Annotated in this window: 19 protein-coding genes; 8 read left to right on the top strand and 11 right to left on the bottom strand. The window is 64.3% G+C overall.

Features of this window, described 5'->3' with window-relative positions; all coding sequences use genetic code 11:
- Positions 1 to 27 precede the first annotated feature (27 nt).
- The gene (locus tag FJ988_RS29050) at positions 28 to 219 is read right to left on the bottom strand and encodes a hypothetical protein (protein ID WP_140822529.1); all 192 of its coding nucleotides are present in this window, start codon (positions 217 to 219) and stop codon (positions 28 to 30) included.
- 210 nt (positions 220 to 429) lie between these two features.
- Between FJ988_RS29050 and FJ988_RS29045 the strand changes: the two genes are divergently transcribed.
- On the top strand, positions 430 to 690 hold the full coding sequence (locus FJ988_RS29045; RefSeq protein WP_140822527.1) for a hypothetical protein: 261 nt from the start codon (positions 430 to 432) through the stop codon (positions 688 to 690).
- A gap of 109 nt (positions 691 to 799) precedes the next feature.
- On the opposite strand, the gene FJ988_RS29040 is transcribed toward FJ988_RS29045, so the two are convergent.
- The 4 genes from FJ988_RS29040 to FJ988_RS29025 form a co-directional block, all read right to left on the bottom strand.
- Positions 800 to 1,504 (bottom strand): SOS response-associated peptidase, encoded by a 705-nt coding sequence (locus tag FJ988_RS29040; RefSeq protein ID WP_140822525.1) that lies wholly within the window; start codon positions 1,502 to 1,504, stop codon positions 800 to 802.
- Positions 1,505 to 1,606: 102 nt separating this feature from the next.
- Positions 1,607 to 1,822 (bottom strand): hypothetical protein, encoded by a 216-nt coding sequence (locus FJ988_RS29035; protein ID WP_140822523.1) that lies wholly within the window; start codon positions 1,820 to 1,822, stop codon positions 1,607 to 1,609.
- A 190-nt stretch (positions 1,823 to 2,012) separates the two neighbouring features.
- The gene (locus FJ988_RS29030; RefSeq protein WP_246688691.1) at positions 2,013 to 3,263 is read right to left on the bottom strand and encodes a sensor domain-containing diguanylate cyclase; all 1,251 of its coding nucleotides are present in this window, start codon (positions 3,261 to 3,263) and stop codon (positions 2,013 to 2,015) included.
- A gap of 103 nt (positions 3,264 to 3,366) precedes the next feature.
- Positions 3,367 to 3,513: a hypothetical protein gene (locus FJ988_RS29025; protein WP_140822521.1), complete on the bottom strand. Its 147-nt coding sequence runs from the start codon at positions 3,511 to 3,513 to the stop codon at positions 3,367 to 3,369.
- Between the two features lie 878 nt (positions 3,514 to 4,391).
- Here FJ988_RS29025 and FJ988_RS29015 point away from each other — a divergent pair.
- On the top strand, positions 4,392 to 5,984 hold the full coding sequence (locus FJ988_RS29015) for a DUF2778 domain-containing protein (protein ID WP_140822520.1): 1,593 nt from the start codon (positions 4,392 to 4,394) through the stop codon (positions 5,982 to 5,984).
- A 225-nt stretch (positions 5,985 to 6,209) separates the two neighbouring features.
- Positions 6,210 to 7,457: a glycosyltransferase gene (locus tag FJ988_RS29010; RefSeq protein ID WP_140822517.1), complete on the top strand. Its 1,248-nt coding sequence runs from the start codon at positions 6,210 to 6,212 to the stop codon at positions 7,455 to 7,457.
- A gap of 20 nt (positions 7,458 to 7,477) precedes the next feature.
- Here FJ988_RS29010 and FJ988_RS29005 read toward each other — a convergent pair whose 3' ends face one another.
- Positions 7,478 to 8,233 carry a DUF4239 domain-containing protein gene (locus FJ988_RS29005; protein WP_140822515.1) on the bottom strand — a complete coding sequence of 252 codons (756 nt, stop codon included), beginning with the start codon at positions 8,231 to 8,233 and terminating at the stop codon, positions 7,478 to 7,480.
- Between the two features lie 195 nt (positions 8,234 to 8,428).
- On the opposite strand from FJ988_RS29005, the gene FJ988_RS29000 reads away from it, so the two are divergent.
- On the top strand, positions 8,429 to 9,214 hold the full coding sequence (locus FJ988_RS29000; RefSeq protein WP_140822513.1) for a ThuA domain-containing protein: 786 nt from the start codon (positions 8,429 to 8,431) through the stop codon (positions 9,212 to 9,214).
- An 83-nt stretch (positions 9,215 to 9,297) separates the two neighbouring features.
- Positions 9,298 to 10,356, top strand: coding sequence for a Gfo/Idh/MocA family protein (locus FJ988_RS28995; protein ID WP_140822511.1), 1,059 nt, complete (start codon positions 9,298 to 9,300; stop codon positions 10,354 to 10,356).
- Between the two features lie 20 nt (positions 10,357 to 10,376).
- Here the strand turns inward: FJ988_RS28995 and FJ988_RS28990 are convergent, their stop codons facing one another.
- The 5 genes from FJ988_RS28990 to FJ988_RS28970 form a co-directional block, all read right to left on the bottom strand.
- The gene (locus FJ988_RS28990) at positions 10,377 to 11,099 is read right to left on the bottom strand and encodes a 3-keto-5-aminohexanoate cleavage protein (RefSeq protein WP_140822509.1); all 723 of its coding nucleotides are present in this window, start codon (positions 11,097 to 11,099) and stop codon (positions 10,377 to 10,379) included.
- A gap of 241 nt (positions 11,100 to 11,340) precedes the next feature.
- Complete coding sequence (locus tag FJ988_RS28985; RefSeq protein ID WP_140822507.1) at positions 11,341 to 11,592, bottom strand: hypothetical protein; 252 nt, start codon at positions 11,590 to 11,592, stop codon at positions 11,341 to 11,343.
- A gap of 117 nt (positions 11,593 to 11,709) precedes the next feature.
- Positions 11,710 to 12,372, bottom strand: a complete 663-nt coding sequence (locus tag FJ988_RS28980) for a phytochelatin synthase family protein (RefSeq protein WP_140822506.1) — start codon at positions 12,370 to 12,372, stop codon at positions 11,710 to 11,712.
- 79 nt (positions 12,373 to 12,451) lie between these two features.
- A complete protein-coding gene (locus FJ988_RS28975) occupies positions 12,452 to 13,711 on the bottom strand; it encodes a cytochrome-c peroxidase (RefSeq protein WP_140822504.1) in 1,260 nt (419 codons plus the stop codon).
- A gap of 473 nt (positions 13,712 to 14,184) precedes the next feature.
- Entirely contained in the window at positions 14,185 to 14,643 is a 459-nt protein-coding gene (locus FJ988_RS28970) for a MarR family winged helix-turn-helix transcriptional regulator (RefSeq protein ID WP_140822502.1), read from the bottom strand.
- A 103-nt stretch (positions 14,644 to 14,746) separates the two neighbouring features.
- Here FJ988_RS28970 and FJ988_RS28965 point away from each other — a divergent pair, with 103 nt between their 5' ends.
- The 3 genes from FJ988_RS28965 to FJ988_RS28955 all read left to right on the top strand — a co-directional run bounded on the left by FJ988_RS28965 (position 14,747) and on the right by FJ988_RS28955 (position 17,757).
- Entirely contained in the window at positions 14,747 to 15,580 is an 834-nt protein-coding gene (locus FJ988_RS28965; RefSeq protein ID WP_140822500.1) for a p-hydroxycinnamoyl CoA hydratase/lyase, read from the top strand.
- 109 nt (positions 15,581 to 15,689) lie between these two features.
- A complete protein-coding gene (locus FJ988_RS28960) occupies positions 15,690 to 17,180 on the top strand; it encodes an AMP-binding protein (protein ID WP_140822498.1) in 1,491 nt (496 codons plus the stop codon).
- 154 nt (positions 17,181 to 17,334) lie between these two features.
- Entirely contained in the window at positions 17,335 to 17,757 is a 423-nt protein-coding gene (locus tag FJ988_RS28955; RefSeq protein WP_140822496.1) for an OsmC family protein, read from the top strand.
- The last annotated feature ends 2 nt before the right edge of the window (positions 17,758 to 17,759 follow it).

Here is a 17,759-nt window from a genome sequence, read left to right as displayed (position 1 = left end):
CCGCCAGTCGCGCGGGCGGATGGCAGTCTATCCAGCGTTCGACACTTTGCCGCCCTTCGGCGCGGCAAGCGCATCCAACTGCTCCTGGAGATACCCGTTGAGCACGATCATCTCCTTCAATGCCTTCACGGCGTCGCCCTTGTGCCGGGCAATGAATCTGTCGGCGATCGCCTGAAGCGACGTTTCCTGCCGGCTGTCGAGCCTGACGATATTGTCCATCTTCGTTGCTCCTCTCGCTTGCATTGGAAAGTGAACAAAAAGAGAACAAAAATGTCAAGGTGCGAATTGACTCGACGAGGAATGCGTTCCTATTTTGTCAGGAGATGGGGCGGTTGCTCGGGATCGGGGAGAGCCGCGTTGAGCAGACAGAAAAGCCGTTATGAGAGATTTTTCCGGCCGTGCGAAGGCAATGTCGGCCGGATATGACAAATGGCCGGACCCATGGACAACGTCGGCCGGGCGGCGAAGGCCAACATGCTGCTCATCGTCGAATGCCGCCATTGCTACCACGCCGGCCGCTTCAAGGCGAACGATGTGGCCAAGGTGGTCGGCTGGAACAAACCGCTGGAAGCCATTCGCTTCCGCTGCAAGCGCTGCGACCGCAAGGACACGGTGGTGAAGACCCAGTTCATCGACCAGGACCATCCGCCCAAGGGCTATATCTGGGTTCTGCAGAAGGCGAGGGGGTAGCGCTCTTCCTAGAGCAATTCCAGGGAAAGTGTGATCGGTTTTCCGTCCGGAATTGCGTAAAAACAAAGAGATAGGGCGTTTCACCGGTTCCGTGAAACGGTGAAACGCTCTAGAACAGCGACCCCTGCGCTGGCGGCTCGGCCGGAAATTTGATCTGTGTCGCCGGCTTTTCGACGATTACCAAGGCGTCGTCCGCAGCCGGCCGCTGCAAGGCCTTTGCCTCGGACCACGGCGCGCTCAGCCAAAGCTCGGTTTGCTCCTGTGTCGTCAGGATCACCGGCATCGCCTTCTCATGGATCGGCGTGATCAAGGCGTTCGGCCTCGTCGTCAAGAAGCCATATAGCTCGTGGTCGCCAGGACCTTCCTTCACCTTGCGCACGCCATGCCATGATGTCCAAAACCCCGCAAAGAAGAACAGCGGTCGTTCGTCCTTCAACGCAAACCAGAAGTTCTTCTGCACCCCGGTTTCAGGGTCCTTGTCGCCGGGCGTGGGCGAGGGTTCGGCGAAACTTGTCACAGGCACGAGGCATCGGTTCTCCACGCCGAGATAAGGCAGCCAGTGGCCATATTGCGGGTTACGGATGTTGGTGGTGCCGGGATCGGCATTGCCGCGCACGCGCTCGGCCGGCGTTGGCATGCCCCAGCGCAGGTTCGCGAGTTCGCGGCTGCCGTCGGCGGCGTTGCGTACAACCGGCGCCGGCTGGTTCGGGTAAATGTCGACCGAAGGTTCGAGATTGCCCGAAATGTCGCGTAACGCGCGCGTCCATTGCCGGATCGCCTCCTGGCTCGTGGTGATGTTGTAAAGATTGCACATCGGCAGCGCTCCCGTCCGCCGATTGTTATCCCCATAACCGCGCTAGGAGCAAATTGCTCAGGCAGGGCCTGCCTTAGGATGATCCGGCCCGTGCTGAAGACTTCACCGCGCGCTACCCCTGCGCCGCATCTCGGCCGGCTCCGCCGCCGGCGGCTCGCCGGGCAATCCCAGCCGCAGCCGCTCCTCCTCGGCGAAGCTTTCGGCTTCGGCGTGGATGTCGAACACCTGCTGCGTCAGCCTCCCGCCTTCGACGATGCGCACGATCCACTGGCCGTTGATGGCCTTTACTCGGACACTGTCTGGTTCTCCCGACACCATGCACAGCTCCTGCTCTTTGAAGGAAGAATTGTATCCCCTTGTCCGAAATACGATCTAGAGCGGGGCGAGTTGCCGGAAAGCGCATTAGCTTGGCCTTTAGTACGAGGCGGTGGCCGACCTCCTATATATTTGCACTATCTAATGAAGAAAAACGATATACAGCTCGACTGGCGCATTTTTGCGCCATACTTCAGCAGAACTCGACTTCAATGCGCCGCTCGGTCTGAGAGACGATGCGGCAGCGCGCTTCGAAAGCGTCCGAGCGGATCGCCAGGCTGAATGTATCGGGCACCCCGATCGAGCTCGAAACGTCGAGGCCGGCGCCATCGTCGGCAAGCGTGCGCACCGTGCAGTCGATCGATGACGTGCGGTTGTTGAACAGGATGCGTCCTGCCTTGAGCACACGCCGGCGCGGACCGGCAGGCTTGTCGTTGGCCGGCCGCCAGGTAACGCAGCGGTTGCGGCCGGCGGCCTTGGCTTCGTAAAGCGCGGCATCGGCATTGGCGAGCAGTGCGTCGATATCGGGCGTGCGTGCGTCGAGCGCCGCCAAGCCGAAGCTGGACGTCACCGGCACGTGGGTTCTGCCATTGCTGACGGCAAGGCGCGAGATCGCTTCGCGCAGCTTCTCGGCGACGCCGCCCATATGCGCGCTGTCGGTATGCGGCAGGATCAGCGCGAACTCCTCGCCGCCCAGCCGGCCGAACAGGTCGCTGCCGCGCAATTCGGCACGGCAGGCCTCGGCGACCGCGGCCAGAACCTTGTCACCGGTGGCATGGCCATGGCGGTCGTTGATCGATTTGAAATGGTCGAGGTCGAATGCGATGCAGGCAAGGCCGTGCTTGTGGCGCTGCGCCAGCGCAAGGGCCTGCGCCGCCTGATCCTTGAAGGCGCGCCGCGACAGCGCTCCGGTCAGGCTGTCGATGGAGGCCTGCTGGCGCAATTCCAATGCATCCATGGCGAGTGCCGCGAGATCGGTGAGGATGGCGCTTTCGCGCGGGGAGAAGGCGCGCGGCTCGAAACCGATGGCGCAGACCGTGCCGATATTCTGGCCCTCATTGGTGCGCAGCGGCGCGCCGGCATAGAAGCGGATCTGCGGGCCGGCCGTGACCATCGGGTTCTGCGCGAAACGCGAGTCGTCGCGCGCATCCGGCACTATCAGCGGCGTCATGTCCTGCAGCGTGTATTTGCAGAATGTTTCGTCGCGGGCGACCTCGCGGTTCTCAAGCCCTTCATAGGCCTTGTACCACTGCCGGTGGCCGTCGATCATCGAGACGATGGCGATTGGCAGGTCGAAGATGTTCTTGATCAGCCGCGTTATGCGGTCGAAAGTCTCTTCGCGCGGCGTGTCCAAGACGTCGAAGCGGCTAAGCGCCTCGAGCCGCTCGGCTTCCGCGAGATCGTCCATCGCCAGCGGCGGGGTGTCCATAAGCATCCGATGCATCGACCTCAGTCCTGTCCGCCCCCGGCGGCGCAGGATGGGAGGCATCGTTGAAGATTAGGTAAAGGGATAGCCGCCGTTTGCGCTGGCGCCTTGGCAGTCAGTATCAGAAGCCGAAGAACTGCCGGCCGACGACATAGCCCAGCGCCACGACCACCAGCGGAAACAAGGCCGGCGCCGCTTTGCTGAGCAAAGAGGGGTTCGTATCCTTCGCCGGGGCGCTGGGTTCGGCGTTGCCAAGGTTCTTGGTCATGAGGCTCACGGGCGGTTAGAGCCATCACATTAGAAATCCCTTATTAATTTTCCGAGAACGCCGATGGCGCAATTTTTACGGTTTCAAAGGGTGTTCCGACAACTGCGTGCGCTCGGCAGGCGCGAAGGCCTGCAGGTCGCGCGACTTGCAGGGATCCGCGTCGGCATTAGCGATGAGACCGTGGAAGCAGGCACGGGCGATGTCCTTCTTCCTCGCTTAGGGGAGCTCCTTGCGAACCGTCTTGACCAGTTCCTTCGGCATCATGTCAGGGGTCACCAGGCGCATCAGCGCATCCCTCGGGGCCTTCAATTCCCTGGTGTCCATGCGATGAACGCTATTTTGCCTATCAAATCCTGGCGTATACTTCGCCGGCCATCGCTTTTGTGATTTCGCCGTTCGAAATTGCTGGCGCGGCGGCGGTCCAGAGGCGATCTTGCGTTGCCCGGCACTCGTCTGGCCGTAGGTTGGTCCACAAGATTTCCAACCTCGCCGCTCGGGATTCGTCGCAGGGTCGCAATTTGACCCAAATCGCTTACTACGCGGCAAAAGTGCATGCGGTTCCAGCCTTCACGTTTTCTTGACAGAGGCCGGAAAAACGGGCAGCAAGTCGGGTGAGGGAGAGCATTTCTACCGTGGCGAAGACCATGGAGGGCTCTTTTTTCGTGTGGACCGTCGCCAAAATGGCGATTGGTGGAGGGATTGGTTAACCAACTTTGTCCATCTTTTGAATCAATCGGCAACAGACGCGTGAAGGTGCAGGGGGCACCGGCGAACTGTGATCGTGACGGATGCACGGCCCGCAAGCCTGCATGCCGATTGAGAGTGGTCGTATGGCGTTTTTGCGTTTGAAAAATCGGGGTGACGCTCCTCATGGGGAGATGAAGTCCAGGAAATCCGGCCATCGCTGGGTGGTGGTGCCCGCTGTCGGCGCCGCTGTCGCCCTATGGTCGGTGGCCACCTTGGCCGGCCTCTACTCAGTCAGCACCTCGCTCAACGCCGCCTCCGACGGATTGCCGAGCCTGCTTTCGCCGCGCGATATCGCGCTGGGCGACCAGCGCCGCAAACTCGCCAATGCCTGGGCGCCGCGGCTTGCGGCGGCCAGCGGCTACAAGACCGGCTCGCTCACCGGCGGCTGCGATGCTGGCTGCTTCAGCCTCGCAACCAGCTTCATGCATGACGGACAAGTCTCTGATAAGCTGAAGCAAACGCTGGATGAACTGAAAGGCGGAGTGCTGAAGCCGGACGGCAAGATGGCCCGCCTGAAGCTGCCGCGGCCCGACAGCGTCACACAAGAGAAGGTCGTCGTTGTGGCTTCGGCCGCCGGCGTGGCCGACCAGTTCGATGTCGTGGTTAAGCGCGCGGGCTTGTCCCAGCAGAAGCTTGCCGATGCCTTCGCCCGTGCCGAGAATGCGCCCTTCCTGATGGCCAGTCTGCCTACGGCAAACCGCTTTGGCGGCGCGCTGACGGGCGCGCCGAACGCGGCCCGCTTCGGCCCGCAGCCGACCGGCGCAACAGCCGATGCCTCCACGCTGGCGCTGGCACTCGCCAACATTGCGCCCGAGGACACCGCCGACGTGCCGACCGCTGTCGCGCTTGCCAATGGCGCCGCGCCCGACGTCGCCGCCAATTCGGACAATGGCCAGGACGGCGAGTATCAGGTCGCCTCGCTGCCGCCACAGGGTGATTTGCCCGACTCGATCGACGTGCCGGGCCTCCGACCGCGCACGACGCTCCAGCGCGCCACCGACTCGGCTGAGGAAAACACCGCCAAGCCCGACAAGCCCTCCAGGCCGCAGGCTGCGAGGGCCAAGCCCCAGCCCGCCGCCGACGACGACAGCGCCGACAGCACGCCAACGATGATGTCGCCGCGAAACGGCGTCCAGGCGCTGCCGGGCGTGCCGAACTCGAAGCCGCTCGTGGCGACCTCCAAGCCGACGAAGAAGACCAAGGCGCAGGCCTCCGAGATGCTTGCCTATGCCAAGCCGGACACGCCGGAGAGAGGCGGCCTCGGCAGCGCATTCAGCAACCTCTTCAACGGGCCCTCGACGGGCAACGGGGTCGCCGTCTATGACATCTCGGCCAAGACCGTCTACATGCCGGACGGCTCGAAGCTCGAGGCGCATTCCGGACTTGGCTCGATGGTTGACCAGCCGCGCTTCGTCGACCGCAAGAATGTCGGCCCGACGCCGCCCGACACTTACAATCTGACGCTGCGGGAATCGCGCTTTCATGGTGTCGAGGCGATCCGCCTGACGCCGACCAGCGGCAACAACAAATACGGCCGCAACGGCCTGCTCGCGCACACCTATATGCTGCGCGGCGGCCGCGCCGAGTCCAATGGCTGCGTCGTCTTCAGGGACTACCACCGCTTCCTTGCCGCCTATAAGAAAGGCAAGATCAAGCGCCTGGTCGTCGTGCCGCGACTGAACAAGCCGCTCACCCAGGTCGCCCAGGAAGGCCGCTCGGGCTAATTTGTCGGCCGGCGGATTGCCGGCTTTCAGAAATTCGACCGAACTTTTCTCACCCCGTCAGGACATCAGGTTCCGGCGGGCGCGCGCATTCGTGTGGGTTGCGGCAAGGCAGGGAGAAGGAAACTCCTCTTCCCAGAGTGTACATATGGCGCACCCCGGGCTTGCGGCAAGACCCCCGGTATCGCGTATTGACGCTGCTCCGATCAAACGACAACGGAGCACGGCATGCGGATCTTACTGACGACTTATGGCTCGCGCGGCGACGTCGAGCCCCTGGCGGCGCTCGGCGCGGCGTTGCGGGCGCTTGGCGCCGATGCGCGGGTAAGCGCGCCGGGCGACGAGGAGTTCGCGGCCCTGCTTGCCCGCGCCGGCGTGCCGCTTTTCCCGGCCTTTGCGCCGGTGCGCGAATGGGCGAAAGAGATGATACGCATTAGAACCAAGTCGGCGCCGGACGACATAGCCGCACTGATCTCGAGCCAGGCCGCAATCATCGTGGGGCGGCAATACGAAGTGCTCTCCACCGCGGCCGAGGGCTGCGATGCCATCGTGGCGTTCGGCCTGTTCCCGTCCTGCGCTGCCGCGCGGCTGGTCGCCGAGAAGAAGGGCGTCCGCTATATGCTCGGCACCTTCTGCCCGATCTGGCTGCCCTCGGCGCGCAACCGGCCGCATGAATATCCCGGACACCCGCTTCCGGCCGATGTCACCGACAACCGGGCGCTGTGGGACTTCGACATCGCCACCAAGAACGCGCTGTTCGGCGAGGCGATCAACGGCCTGCGCGCGAGGCTCGGCCTGCCGCCGCTGGACGATGTTCGAGCCTATGTCTACGGCAATCCCGTGCTGCTCGCCTGCGATCCGGTGCTCGGCCCCTGGCAGCCGTCAGACCTGATCGAGGCCGTGCAGACCGGCGCCGCGATCTTGCCCGACGAGCGGCCGCTCCCGGAGGCGCTTGAGGCGTTCCTGCGCGACGGCGCGCCGCCGGTCTATGTCGGCTTCGGCTCCATTGCGGTCGCCAAGGAGGCGGCGCGCGTGGCCGTCGAGGCGATCCGCGCCCATGGCCGGCGCGTTGTCATTGCTCGGGGCTGGGCCGAACTCGTGCCGATCGACGATTGGGACGACTGCTTCGCCGTTGGCGAGGTCAACCAGCAGGCGCTGTTCCGGCGCGTCGCCGTCGCCATGCACCATGGCGGTGCCGGTACCACGGTTGCTGCCGCGCGGGCAGGGGCGCCGCAGGTTATCGTGCCGCAGATCGGCGACCAGCCCTATTGGGCGCGTCGCATAGCCGAGCTTGGCATCGGCGCCGCGCATGACGGGCCGAAACCGACGACGGCGTCTTTGGCGGCGGTGCTGGAAAAGGCGCTCGCGCCCGAAACCCAAGCCCGGGCGAACGCAGTTGCTCGCCTGATCCGCGCCGACGGCGCCGAGGTGGCCGCAAAGCTGTTGCTCGAGACGATGGATCGCGTGAGCGTTTGAGGCGATCAACTGGTGACGGACTATTGCGTCATTTCTGCCAGCGCCCTTTGCAGGGGCGCTGGCGAAACCTGGATCGGGCCTGAGAAGGGCGAGTCCATATCGATGATCAGGTAGATCGCCGCGGCCACGAGCGTCCCGGAAGCGAGGCATGTGAAGACGATCGTTCCATTGCGGGGTGCCCGGAAGCCGAAGCTGGCGAAAATCAGCGTCAGCCAGGCGACAAGCAGGACGATTAGCGGCGCAGGAATGGCGCCCTCGGACTGCTCGGCAAGTATCCAGCGTTGCTCGAGCACCTTCTGCAACTGCTGTGTCGCGGCCTGCTGGGCGGCGATCTGCTTGGCATCGGCAGGCGTCAATCCAGCAACGATGTCGCCAACCTGATTGAGCAGCAGTTCCGACAGCCTGTTCGGCACCACGGTCGTGTCGCTGTCGGCGGTGGAGGTTTCGACGACACGCTGCACATAGGCGGTAAGCGACTGCCGGGCGCTGTCCGTCTCCGGTCCGTAGTGCCGGAGCGTTCGGTCGAGCAGGATAAGGTCGGTGGCGAAGGTATGGACGTTGCCGTTGATGGATTCGAACGTGTTCTTGGCCGAGTTGATCATGAGGCCGAGCACCAACGAGGACATCACCACGAAGAGGTTCGCGGCGAGCCGCACCACCCCGCTAGTGTCGTCCCCGAGATGATGAGCGGGGAAGCGCTCATGCACCATCAGGCTGACCAGCGAGGCTCCGGCCAGACAAGCAAAGATCGCTGCTCCTATAAGCACTTCGCTCATGGCTTACATTTTAGCCAAGGCGCGGCGCTTGCCAATTGGGCATGCTGCGGTTGAATCAGGCCGGCAACATATGGGCGTATGTCGTTGTTCGGAACAGCACTTTCGCCGCGGCGTCGAAAACCGCTTCCAATAGCGGCCGAAGACGCTATCTATGGCGCGGGGCGGCTCCACCTCACACATCGCACGAGGCTATCCATGACAATTCGCGCAGTCGTCTGGGGCGAGAACATCCATGAGCGGACCAACGAGGTGGTCGCCGGCATCTATCCGGAAGGCATGCATGCCACCATCGCCAAGGCTTTGAACGCCGGCAAGGGTATCTCCGCCTCGACCGCGACACTGGAGCAGCCGGAACACGGCCTGCCGGAGACGCGGCTTGCCGAAACCGACGTGCTGGTCTGGTGGGGCCACAAGGATCATGGCGCCGTCGCCGACGCGGTGGTCGAACGCGTCGCCAAACGGGTCTGGGAAGGCATGGGATTGATCGTGCTGCATTCCGGTCATTTCTCGAAAATCTTCAAGCGGGTGATGGGCACGCCCTGCACGCTGAAATGGCGGGAGGCCGGCGAGCGCGAGCGGCTGTGGGTGACCAGCCCAAATCATCCGATCGCCGAAGGCGTCGGCGAGTTCTTCGAGCTCGAGAACGAGGAGATGTATGGCGAGCAGTTCGCCGTGCCTGAGCCGCTGGAGACGGTTTTCATCTCGTGGTTCCAGGGCGGCGAGGTTTTTCGCTCAGGGCTCACCTACCGGCGCGGCGCCGGCAACGTCTTCTACTTCCGGCCCGGGCACGAGACCTATCCGACCTATCACGACGCCACCGTGCAGAAGGTGCTGCGCAACGCTGTGAAATGGGCGCACAATCCGCAGGGCAGGAACGCCGCCATTCTCAACGCGCCCAACGTGCCGGTCGAGAAGGCGCTGGAGCCGATCGAGGAGCGTGGTCCCAAGCTGCACGCGCATGGCGAGGCCGGCTTCCGCTAAAATCGTCCGTCTGGAATTGCGTCACGATAGCGCTTAAACCTTCCCATCATTGAATCGAACCAAATCGCTCGGAGAAGCTCAAAATGCGGCTTTTGATACTCGGTACCGGTTGGATGGCGCAGGAACATGCCCGCCGCTTCGGCGCCATCGAGGGCGTCGACATCGTCGGTGCCGTTGACGTCGATCCTGCTCGTGTCGGCGAATACGCAGATGCTTACAAGATCCCCAAGCGCTTCACATCGTTGGAAGCCGCCCTCGACTGGGGCGACTTCGACGCGGTCGCCAATGTCACGCCCGACCGCATCCACCACCCGACCACCATGGCGCTGGTAGCCGCCGGCAAGCCGGTGCTGTGCGAGAAACCGCTGGCCGAGAATTTCGGCAAGGCCAGTGAGATGGCCGACGCGGTGGAAGCCGCCGGCATCGTCAACATGGTCAACCTCACCTACCGCAACGTGGCTGCGCTGCAGAAGGCGCGCCAAATGGTGCAGGCCGGCGAGATCGGCACGGTGCGCCATGTCGAGGCATCCTATCTGCAGAGCTGGCTGGTGTCGAAATTCTGGGGCGACTGGCGCACCGATCCGAAATGGTTGTGGCGGCTGTCGCGCAGCCACGGCTCCAACGGCGTGCTCGGCGATGTCGGCATCCACATCCTCGATTTCGCCAGCTATGGCGCGGCGCTCGACATCGACCATGTCTTCTGTCGCTTGCGCGCCTTCGACAAAGCGCCGGGCAACCGCATCGGCGAGTACGACCTCGACGCCAATGACAGCTTCGCCATGACGGTGGATTTCGCCAACGGCGCCGTCGGCGTGGTCCACGCCAGCCGCTGGGCGACCGGCCACATGAACGAGTTGCGTCTGCGCATCTATGGTGACAAGGGCGGCATCGAGGTGGTGCACAATCTCGAAGGCTCGGCTCTCAAGGCCTGCATTGGCGAAAATATCGAGACCGCCAAATGGGAGGAGATCGACGCCGGCACCGTGCCGACCAACTACCAGCGCTTCGTCGAGGCGGTGAGAAGCGGCGTGCAGACCGAGCCGAGCTTCCGCCACGCGGCGGGCCTGCAGAAGGTGCTGGACCTTGCGGTCGTGTCGGACGAGAAGCGCGCGGAGTTGAGGGCCAACGCGGATACGCAGTGAGACCGGAGCGCCAATCTCCCCTACGCCCTGCGATAAATCCCTACCGCCGCCGCCACCAGCGTGGCATTTCCCGCCGCTACACTCCCGTCCGACAGTTCCTTGCCGTCCTCCAGCCCGACCCGCGTGGAAAACTTCCGCGCCGCCGCTCGCTTGACAAAAGGCCACACTGTCGCGTTCTCGCCATGCAATAGGATCGAGCGCCTGATGCCGGCGCGCTGCAGCACGTGTTCGATGCCGTCGGCGACGGCGAATGCTTCGTCGAGCGCCTGCTCGGAAATCTCGATCAGCACGCGCAGCACCCGGCCGCCATGATCGAGACTGACGAGGCGTTCGGCGTCGGCAACGGACGCCAGCCCCGCTTCGATGCCGATGCCGCGCTGGCGCAGGCTTTCCATGACGACTGGCGCGGCCGTCTCGCTGAGATTGACCGAGGCATAGTCGGGCAATTCGCGCCAGCCTGAGATGGCGATCAGCGTGCGCAAATCGTCCTTCTCGATCCAGGCGCCGGTGGAGACGCCGATCAGCGTGCCTGGGCAGGCGCGGCGGATGGCGGCCACCGTCTCGTCCATCGCTTCCGGCGCCAAGCTTTCCCGGCGATCCGCGCCGCGCGCATGGACATGCAACTCGGCCGCGCCCGCCGCGATGGAAGCGGCGCCGTCGCGCGCCATGGCGTCAGGATCGAGCGGCAGCGCCGGGTGGAAGTCGCTGGGACGGGCGCCGTTGATGCAAGCCTGGACGATCATGGATGGGCGATCCTGTTGCGGGGTTGCAGGAGCCTAGCAAAGGGTGGAGTGAAGGGGGAGCGGGGAGGGCGAAGACTGTTGACAGCGTTGAGGGGCCAATTGCCGGCGGCAGCGGCGCCTGGCGCTAACTCGGCGCGCTCGCCGCCCTATCACAACGCGGCTACCCGCAATTTCGCCAATCGTCGACCTTGTGAGCTCGCTCCGCCCTTGGCTGTCTGAATCAATCCGGCAGCTTGCCGCTTTAACGGCCTGTTCGACTGTGCTTTTCCCGGGCCGGGGACGCGCCACTGGCGCTCGGCCACACCAGCACCAACCGTGCGGCGGGCCGGCTGCGCCGCGGTGCGTCATCGTTGGCGACGGCTGCGAACCAACTGGCCTCGCGCAAGGTCAGACCGATAAGCACGCGACCGCCATATTCCGCAGGCGCGTCATTGATCGTATCGACCACCGCCCAACTGTGATGGGGCGGTTCCTGCACCGCGACGTACCTCATTCGAGCCCCCGCTCTGATGAAGTGCTAATATAGCAGTTGTTGCTGGATGTTCCTATGACCCGGCCCACACATTATGGCTTAGTCCACACAGTTGGGCCCGGCGGGAAGGCGGTCGCGCTACTCGATCAGAAGCAGCCCGCGCTTTTGACCGCCATCGCTGTCGACCGTATCCATGGCCGAGAACAGTCGCTCTCGTTCGACCAGCCAGGGCTTGTAGCGTTCATTGACATCGAGGACGAACACCATGTCCTCGGCTTCCAAATATCCGCCGATCGGCGAGAAATGACCGGCCCCAGCGCCGAAGATCGTCTTGCGCGTGAAGTTGATGATGTAGCGGCGACCCGGATCGTTGGCGTGCATCATATGCTCGCGAAATTGCGCCGCCGTCAGGTTGCGCAACAATGTCACCTTACGACCGGTCTTGGCCTGCGCCAGTTCGGCAACCTCGTCCAACGTGAGCCCGATAATGCAGAAGCCGGTCCAGCACTTACCCGTTCCGTCGAGGACTTCGGCTTCGGTTGTCGCCTCCTCGCCGATCGAGCGAAACATGTTTGCAAGGCTCGCCGGACCGCATCGTGACGAATTGGATTGCCAGTCGAGCTCGGAATTGAACGTTGCGGCCACCGGCAGCTTCCAGGCACGGTCGATCAATTCCGGCGTGCGTATGACCGAAGACCGGATCGCTTCCGCGGGGACAGAAGTTTGAGCGACGACCAGGAACGCGGCGCCGCAGAGCAGGCCGACGCAGGCAATTACGGCGATAGCGAGTCTGCGACCCATGCCGGCCTCCGAGGCCATGCGATTGCAAAAAGGATCGCAGAAGCGGCCCTCCGCCGTCAATCGATCAATCAGTCGACCGTCACTGCCCCGCCTGGTCGGCGTCGGTCAGCGTGCCGAGGAAAGCAACGATGTCGTCGACTTCGGCATCGGTCAGCGCCGGCTTGTCGCCTGGCTTCTTGCCGTTGAAGGGCGGATCGGTATTGAGGTTCGGCCAATAAGCCTTCGGCAGATCGTCATATTTCTTGATCGCGCCGTCGGCATTCTTCGGATACCAACGGCCGGGATCGGTGTCGCGGCTGGCGTAGAAGGCCACCGCCTCGCGCAGCGTGTGGAAGCGGCCGTTGTGGAAGAAGCTTTTGCGCAGCGCCACGTTGCGCAGCGTCGGTGTCTTGAACAGGCCGCAATATTCGGTGCGTCTCTTGAAGTCGGTGCGCAGCGGTCCACACAAGCCGAGGTCGAAATAGTTCGGATCGGCATTGGCCGGGATTTCCGGATTGCGCGGCACGGCAATCGCGATCAGACCGAAATCGGTGAACTGTGGCGGTTCGCCGTCATTGGCGGGCTCACTCAGGTGGCAGCTGGCGCAATTGCCCTTGCTCTCGTCCTCGAACAGCGTGCGACCATGCAATTCCTGCGCGCTGAGTTGCGCCTTGCCGGCGAGGAAGGCGTCGTAGCGGCTAGAATAGGGGTAGAAATCGGCGCTGCTCTGCTCGAAGGTGCCGAGCGCCTCGACCGCGGCGTCGAAGGCATCCTGCGGGTGGTCGAAGACATCGGCGCCGAAGGCCGCCTTGAAGGCGTCGGCATAGGGCGCCTTGCGCAGGCTCGCTGCCACTTGCGCCGGGTCCTTGTTCGCCATTTCGAAGGGTGAAAGCAGCGGGATCTTCGCCTGGTCCTTGCCGTGGTCGGCGCGACCGTCCCAGGTCAGCCCCCCGGTCGGGCCGTTGTCGACGCTCTCGTCGCCTTCGTCCTCGGAATCGTAGAAATGCTCGGTGAAGGCAGGCGACGCCTGCAGATAGCGCAGCGAAGGCACCGCGCGCTGTCCAGGCAGGTCGAGGCTAGGCCCGCCCATCTCGACCGGCGTCGCCGAGGCCGGCCCGAAGGCGTGGTTCGGATCGTGGCAGGACGAGCAGGCCTGCTTGCCGGATGCCGAGAGCGAAGGGTCGAAGAACATCTGCCGGCCGAGTGCCGTCAGCGCGTCGGCACGGGCGAAGGCTTCCTGGCGCGACATCGGGCCCGGATGGACGCCATCCTGCCCGGCGGTGTTCGCAGGCGCAGCCAAGCCGACCATCGCTGCAGCGACGACCGCGGTAGTCTGACCCTTCCATCGTCCTATCGTCATCTTTCCATCCGAATTCGCTCGCGAGTAGGGACGCAGGATTGATGACTGGTTGGCTTGCTTACGAAACCGTGTTCGGCGCGCCGGCAAATGTCACAAAGCTGATAAGGCGCCGAAGTAGCTGCATCCATGTCGGTTTATGCGTTGCCGTCCTCCAGCCATTCCCAGCCACGAGGCATCTCACCATGTCCCATTCGCCCGCGTCCAGGTCTCTTTTACGACTTGCCGGTGCTGCAGGGCATCGTAGTTCGCGACAAGGCGCTGGCCGCCAATGGCAACGCCGATGGGCGATTTGACCGCCGCGATCGACCTGACGAAGTGACTCGCCTTTCCTCTCCCTCCACAGATGGGGAGGGAGAGGAAACGCCCATCGCGCAAGGCCGGCTTTTCCACTCGCGTGGATGAATCAGTCCGGCAGCCCGTGCCGCCATCTCTTTGTTTGCCGGTGATCTTTCGCAAGTCGAGGCGCCGACTTCTCACTCCGCTTCGTCTACCCAGATCAGCCTCAGCAGCCGCAACAGCGTCGCCCGTTCGTTCCGGCTGAGGCGCTGCAGGAAACGCTCCTCGTGCCGGCGCACCTTGCGCCGCCAGGCGGGCATCGCCGCCTTGGCCGACTCGGTCAGGTTGAGCTCCTGTACGCGTTTGTCCTCGGCATGATCGTCGCGCGCGATAAGACCGCGCTCCTCCAACTCGCCGAGCAGCGGCGCCATGTTGGCGCTCTTCATGCCGAGCAGCCGGCAAAGCTCGGCGGCACGGACGCCGGGCCTCTCGTCGATCAGCGCCAGCATGGCATAGGTAACCGGCCGTAGTGACGTTTCCGCCATCTCGACGGAAAAATCGTTGAGCGCCAGCGCCGATGCGCGCCGTAGATTGTAGCCGATCTGCGCGTCGAGAGCGTCCTCGGCGGCAGCGTTACGAACTCTAGTCTCGCTCATGCCTGATCGATCGCCGCGATCCATGCCCTTGTCAAGGTAAAAATACTATGCGACATAGCAAAGATAAAGGCTATGCAGCATAGCAATATGGGAGGAGGCCGCCATGACCGGGAAGACCAGCGAAGCCGAGGACACGGTTGCCTTCGAGGTCGAGCGCGGTATCGCCTGGGTGCGCTTCAACCGGCCAGCCAAGCGCAATTCAATGAGCCCGGCGCTCAATCGGCGCATGATGCAGGTTCTCGACGAACTCGAGTTCCGCGACGATGTCGGCGTTCTGGTGCTGTCGGGCGAGGGTGCCGCATGGTCGGCCGGCATGGACCTCAAGGAATATTTTCGCGAGACCGAGGCGAAGGGTCTGGGCGCAGTGCGCAAGGCGCAGTCCGAGGCCTATGGCTGGTGGCGGCGGCTGCGCTGGTACAGGCTCCCGACCATCGCCATGGTCAATGGCTGGTGCTTCGGCGGCGGCTATGGCCCGCTGTTTGCCTGCGACCTGGCCTTCGCCGCCGACGAGGCGCAGTTCGCGCTTTCGGAGATCAACTGGGGTATCCTGCCCGGCGGCGGCGCCACCAAGGTGGTGGTCGATCTCTTGTCGATGCGCGATGCCATGTACCACGCGCTGACCGGCGAGCTGATCGATGGCCGCAAGGCGGCCGCCTGGAAGCTGGTCAACGAGAGCGTGCCGCTCAGCGGGCTCAAGGCGCGGGTCGCCGAAGTAGCAGGTATCCTGCTGCAGAAGAACCCGGTCGCGCTCAAGGCGACCAAGGACGCGATCCGCCGCGTCGCCGAGATGACCTACGACAATGCCGAGGATTATCTGGTGCGGGCGCAGGAGGCGGCGAATTCCTTCGACAATGAGGGCCGCAAGGAAGGCATCCGCCAGTTCATCGACGAAAAGAGCTACAAGCCCGGTCTTGGCGCCTACGACAAAGCGAGATGACAACAGCGAGATGACAAGGGCGAGTTAGGGCGAGAGCATCCGACGCAGTGCCGGGTGCTGACGCTGGGCCAACAATTGTTGCGGCGCGTGACACGGGAGGAGAACACGAATGCCGGCCTGGACGACACCCGACCCTGTCGCCTTGCATGCCCGGGCAGTGCCGGAAAAGCTCGCCTGCATCGATCTCGCATCTGGGCGCGGCTGGACATACTCGGCACTCGACGCTGCTATCCAGCGCGCCGTCGCCGTGCTCGAAAACCATGGCGTAGGGCAGGGACAGCGGATCGCCACGCTCGCCCGCAACGGCGCCGACCTCGTCATCCTGCAGCAGGCGGCGATGCGCCGCGGCGCCATTTTCGTGCCCGTCAACTGGAGGCTTGCGGCGCCCGAGCAGCAGGCGATCCTGACCGATTGCGCCCCAGTGCTTCTGGTGCACGACGCCGGGCTGGACATCGCGCCGCCGCCCGGCTGCGCGCCGGTCGAGGTCGCGCGCTTCGCGGCGGCGGTGGAAGAAGCGGCGCCCGCGCCGCGCCGTCCATTGCCGGAAGCCGACCGCCCCTCGATCATCCTCTACACCTCCGGCACATCCGGCCGACCCAAGGGCGTCATCGTGACGGAAGCCAACGCCTTCGCCACAGCGGTCAATTTCGGCGTCGTCGGGCGCGTCGGCCATGACAGCATCTTCCTTTGCGACGCGCCGATGTTCCATGTGATCGGCCTGATCACCAATCTTCGCCCCGTGTTGCTCCAGGGCGGCACGGCGCTGATCTCCTCCGGCTTCGACGCCGGCGTCACCAACAACCGGCTGGCCGACCCGGCGCTTGGCGTCACCCATTATTTCTGCGTGCCGCAGATGGCGAGGATGTTGCGGGAGCATGCAGGTTTCGCGCCCGCGCGCTGGACATCGCTCAAGGCCGTCTTTACCGGCGGCGCGCCGAACCCTGCCGCGGATGTGCTCTGGTGGCTTGAACAGGGCGTGCTCATGGCCGACGGCTACGGCATGACGGAAGCCGGCACCGTGCTCTGCGTGCCGCCGCAGGCGGACCGCATCGCCGGCAAGGCGGGTTCGTCCGGGCTGCCGGCGCCGTCGGTTTCGCTGCGCATCGTCGATGACGCCGGCAACGACGTCGCGCCGGGCGATACGGGCGAGATCTGGCTCGCCGGCCCCAACGTCACGCCGGGCTATTGGAACCGGCCGGAAGAGACGGAAAAAGCCTTCAGCCGGGACGGCTGGCTGCGCACCGGCGACATGGCGCGGCTCGACGACGACGGTTTCGTCACCCTTGTCGACCGGCGCAAGGACATGTTCATCTCCGGCGGCGAGAACGTCTTTCCGGCCGAAGTCGAGGCGGCGCTGCTTGCCCACCCCGACATCGCGGAAGTGGCGGTGATCGGCATCGCCGACGGGCGCTGGGGCGAGGTCGGCCGCGCCTTCGTTGTGCTGCGGCCCGGCCGCTCGCTCGATCCGGCGGCGCTGGCCGGCCACTGCGCCGCGCGCATCGCCCGTTATAAGGTGCCCAAGGAATTCCGGGCGTTGGAAGCGCTGCCACGCACCGCCTCGGGCAAGATCCAGAAGCATGTGCTGCGGGAATTGAAATAGAAATACTGCAGCAGGGGATCGCGGCGCCCTGAGGCGATTGGCTCTCCGGTGCGGGCGTGCGCCCGCGTTACCTCTCTTGAGCGCGGTGTTGCCCTGTTGAATTTCATGCTCGCTATGGCACATCTGTGAGCCAAAACCGCTGGAAGGGGTTGCAATGAGCGAGCTGAAGATCAGAACCCGAACGACTGGCGCGCTGGCTGTCCTGCCGACGAGTGGCCTGCCTGCCGTCATTACCCCCACAGGCGGCGCGGTCGATGTGGTGACGCAGGTCAGCGCGCCCGGTTTCAGTCCGCTCGACCTGCTCTACGCCTCTCTGGCCGCCTGCATGGTGCTCAGCGCCCGCATCGCCGCCAGCCGCCTCGGCGTCGCCGACCGGTTGGGCGAGGTGAAAGCCGATGTCACCGGCGAGAAGGCCAAGGACGAGCCCTCGCGCATCGCCGCCTTCGCCGTCAGGCTCGACATCGCCGGCGACCTCGATGCTGCCACCAAGGCGCGCATCCTGGCGGATGCCGAGGACATCTGCACCGTCTCCAACACGCTGCGCGGCGCGCCACAATTGCACGCGACGCTGGGGTAGAG

It is taken from the genome of Mesorhizobium sp. CU3 (assembly GCF_006442965.1).
Taxonomy (GTDB): domain Bacteria; phylum Pseudomonadota; class Alphaproteobacteria; order Rhizobiales; family Rhizobiaceae; genus Mesorhizobium.
The sequence above is the reverse complement of the archived record's forward strand: the minus strand, read 5'-3'. Positions and strand labels throughout refer to the sequence as shown.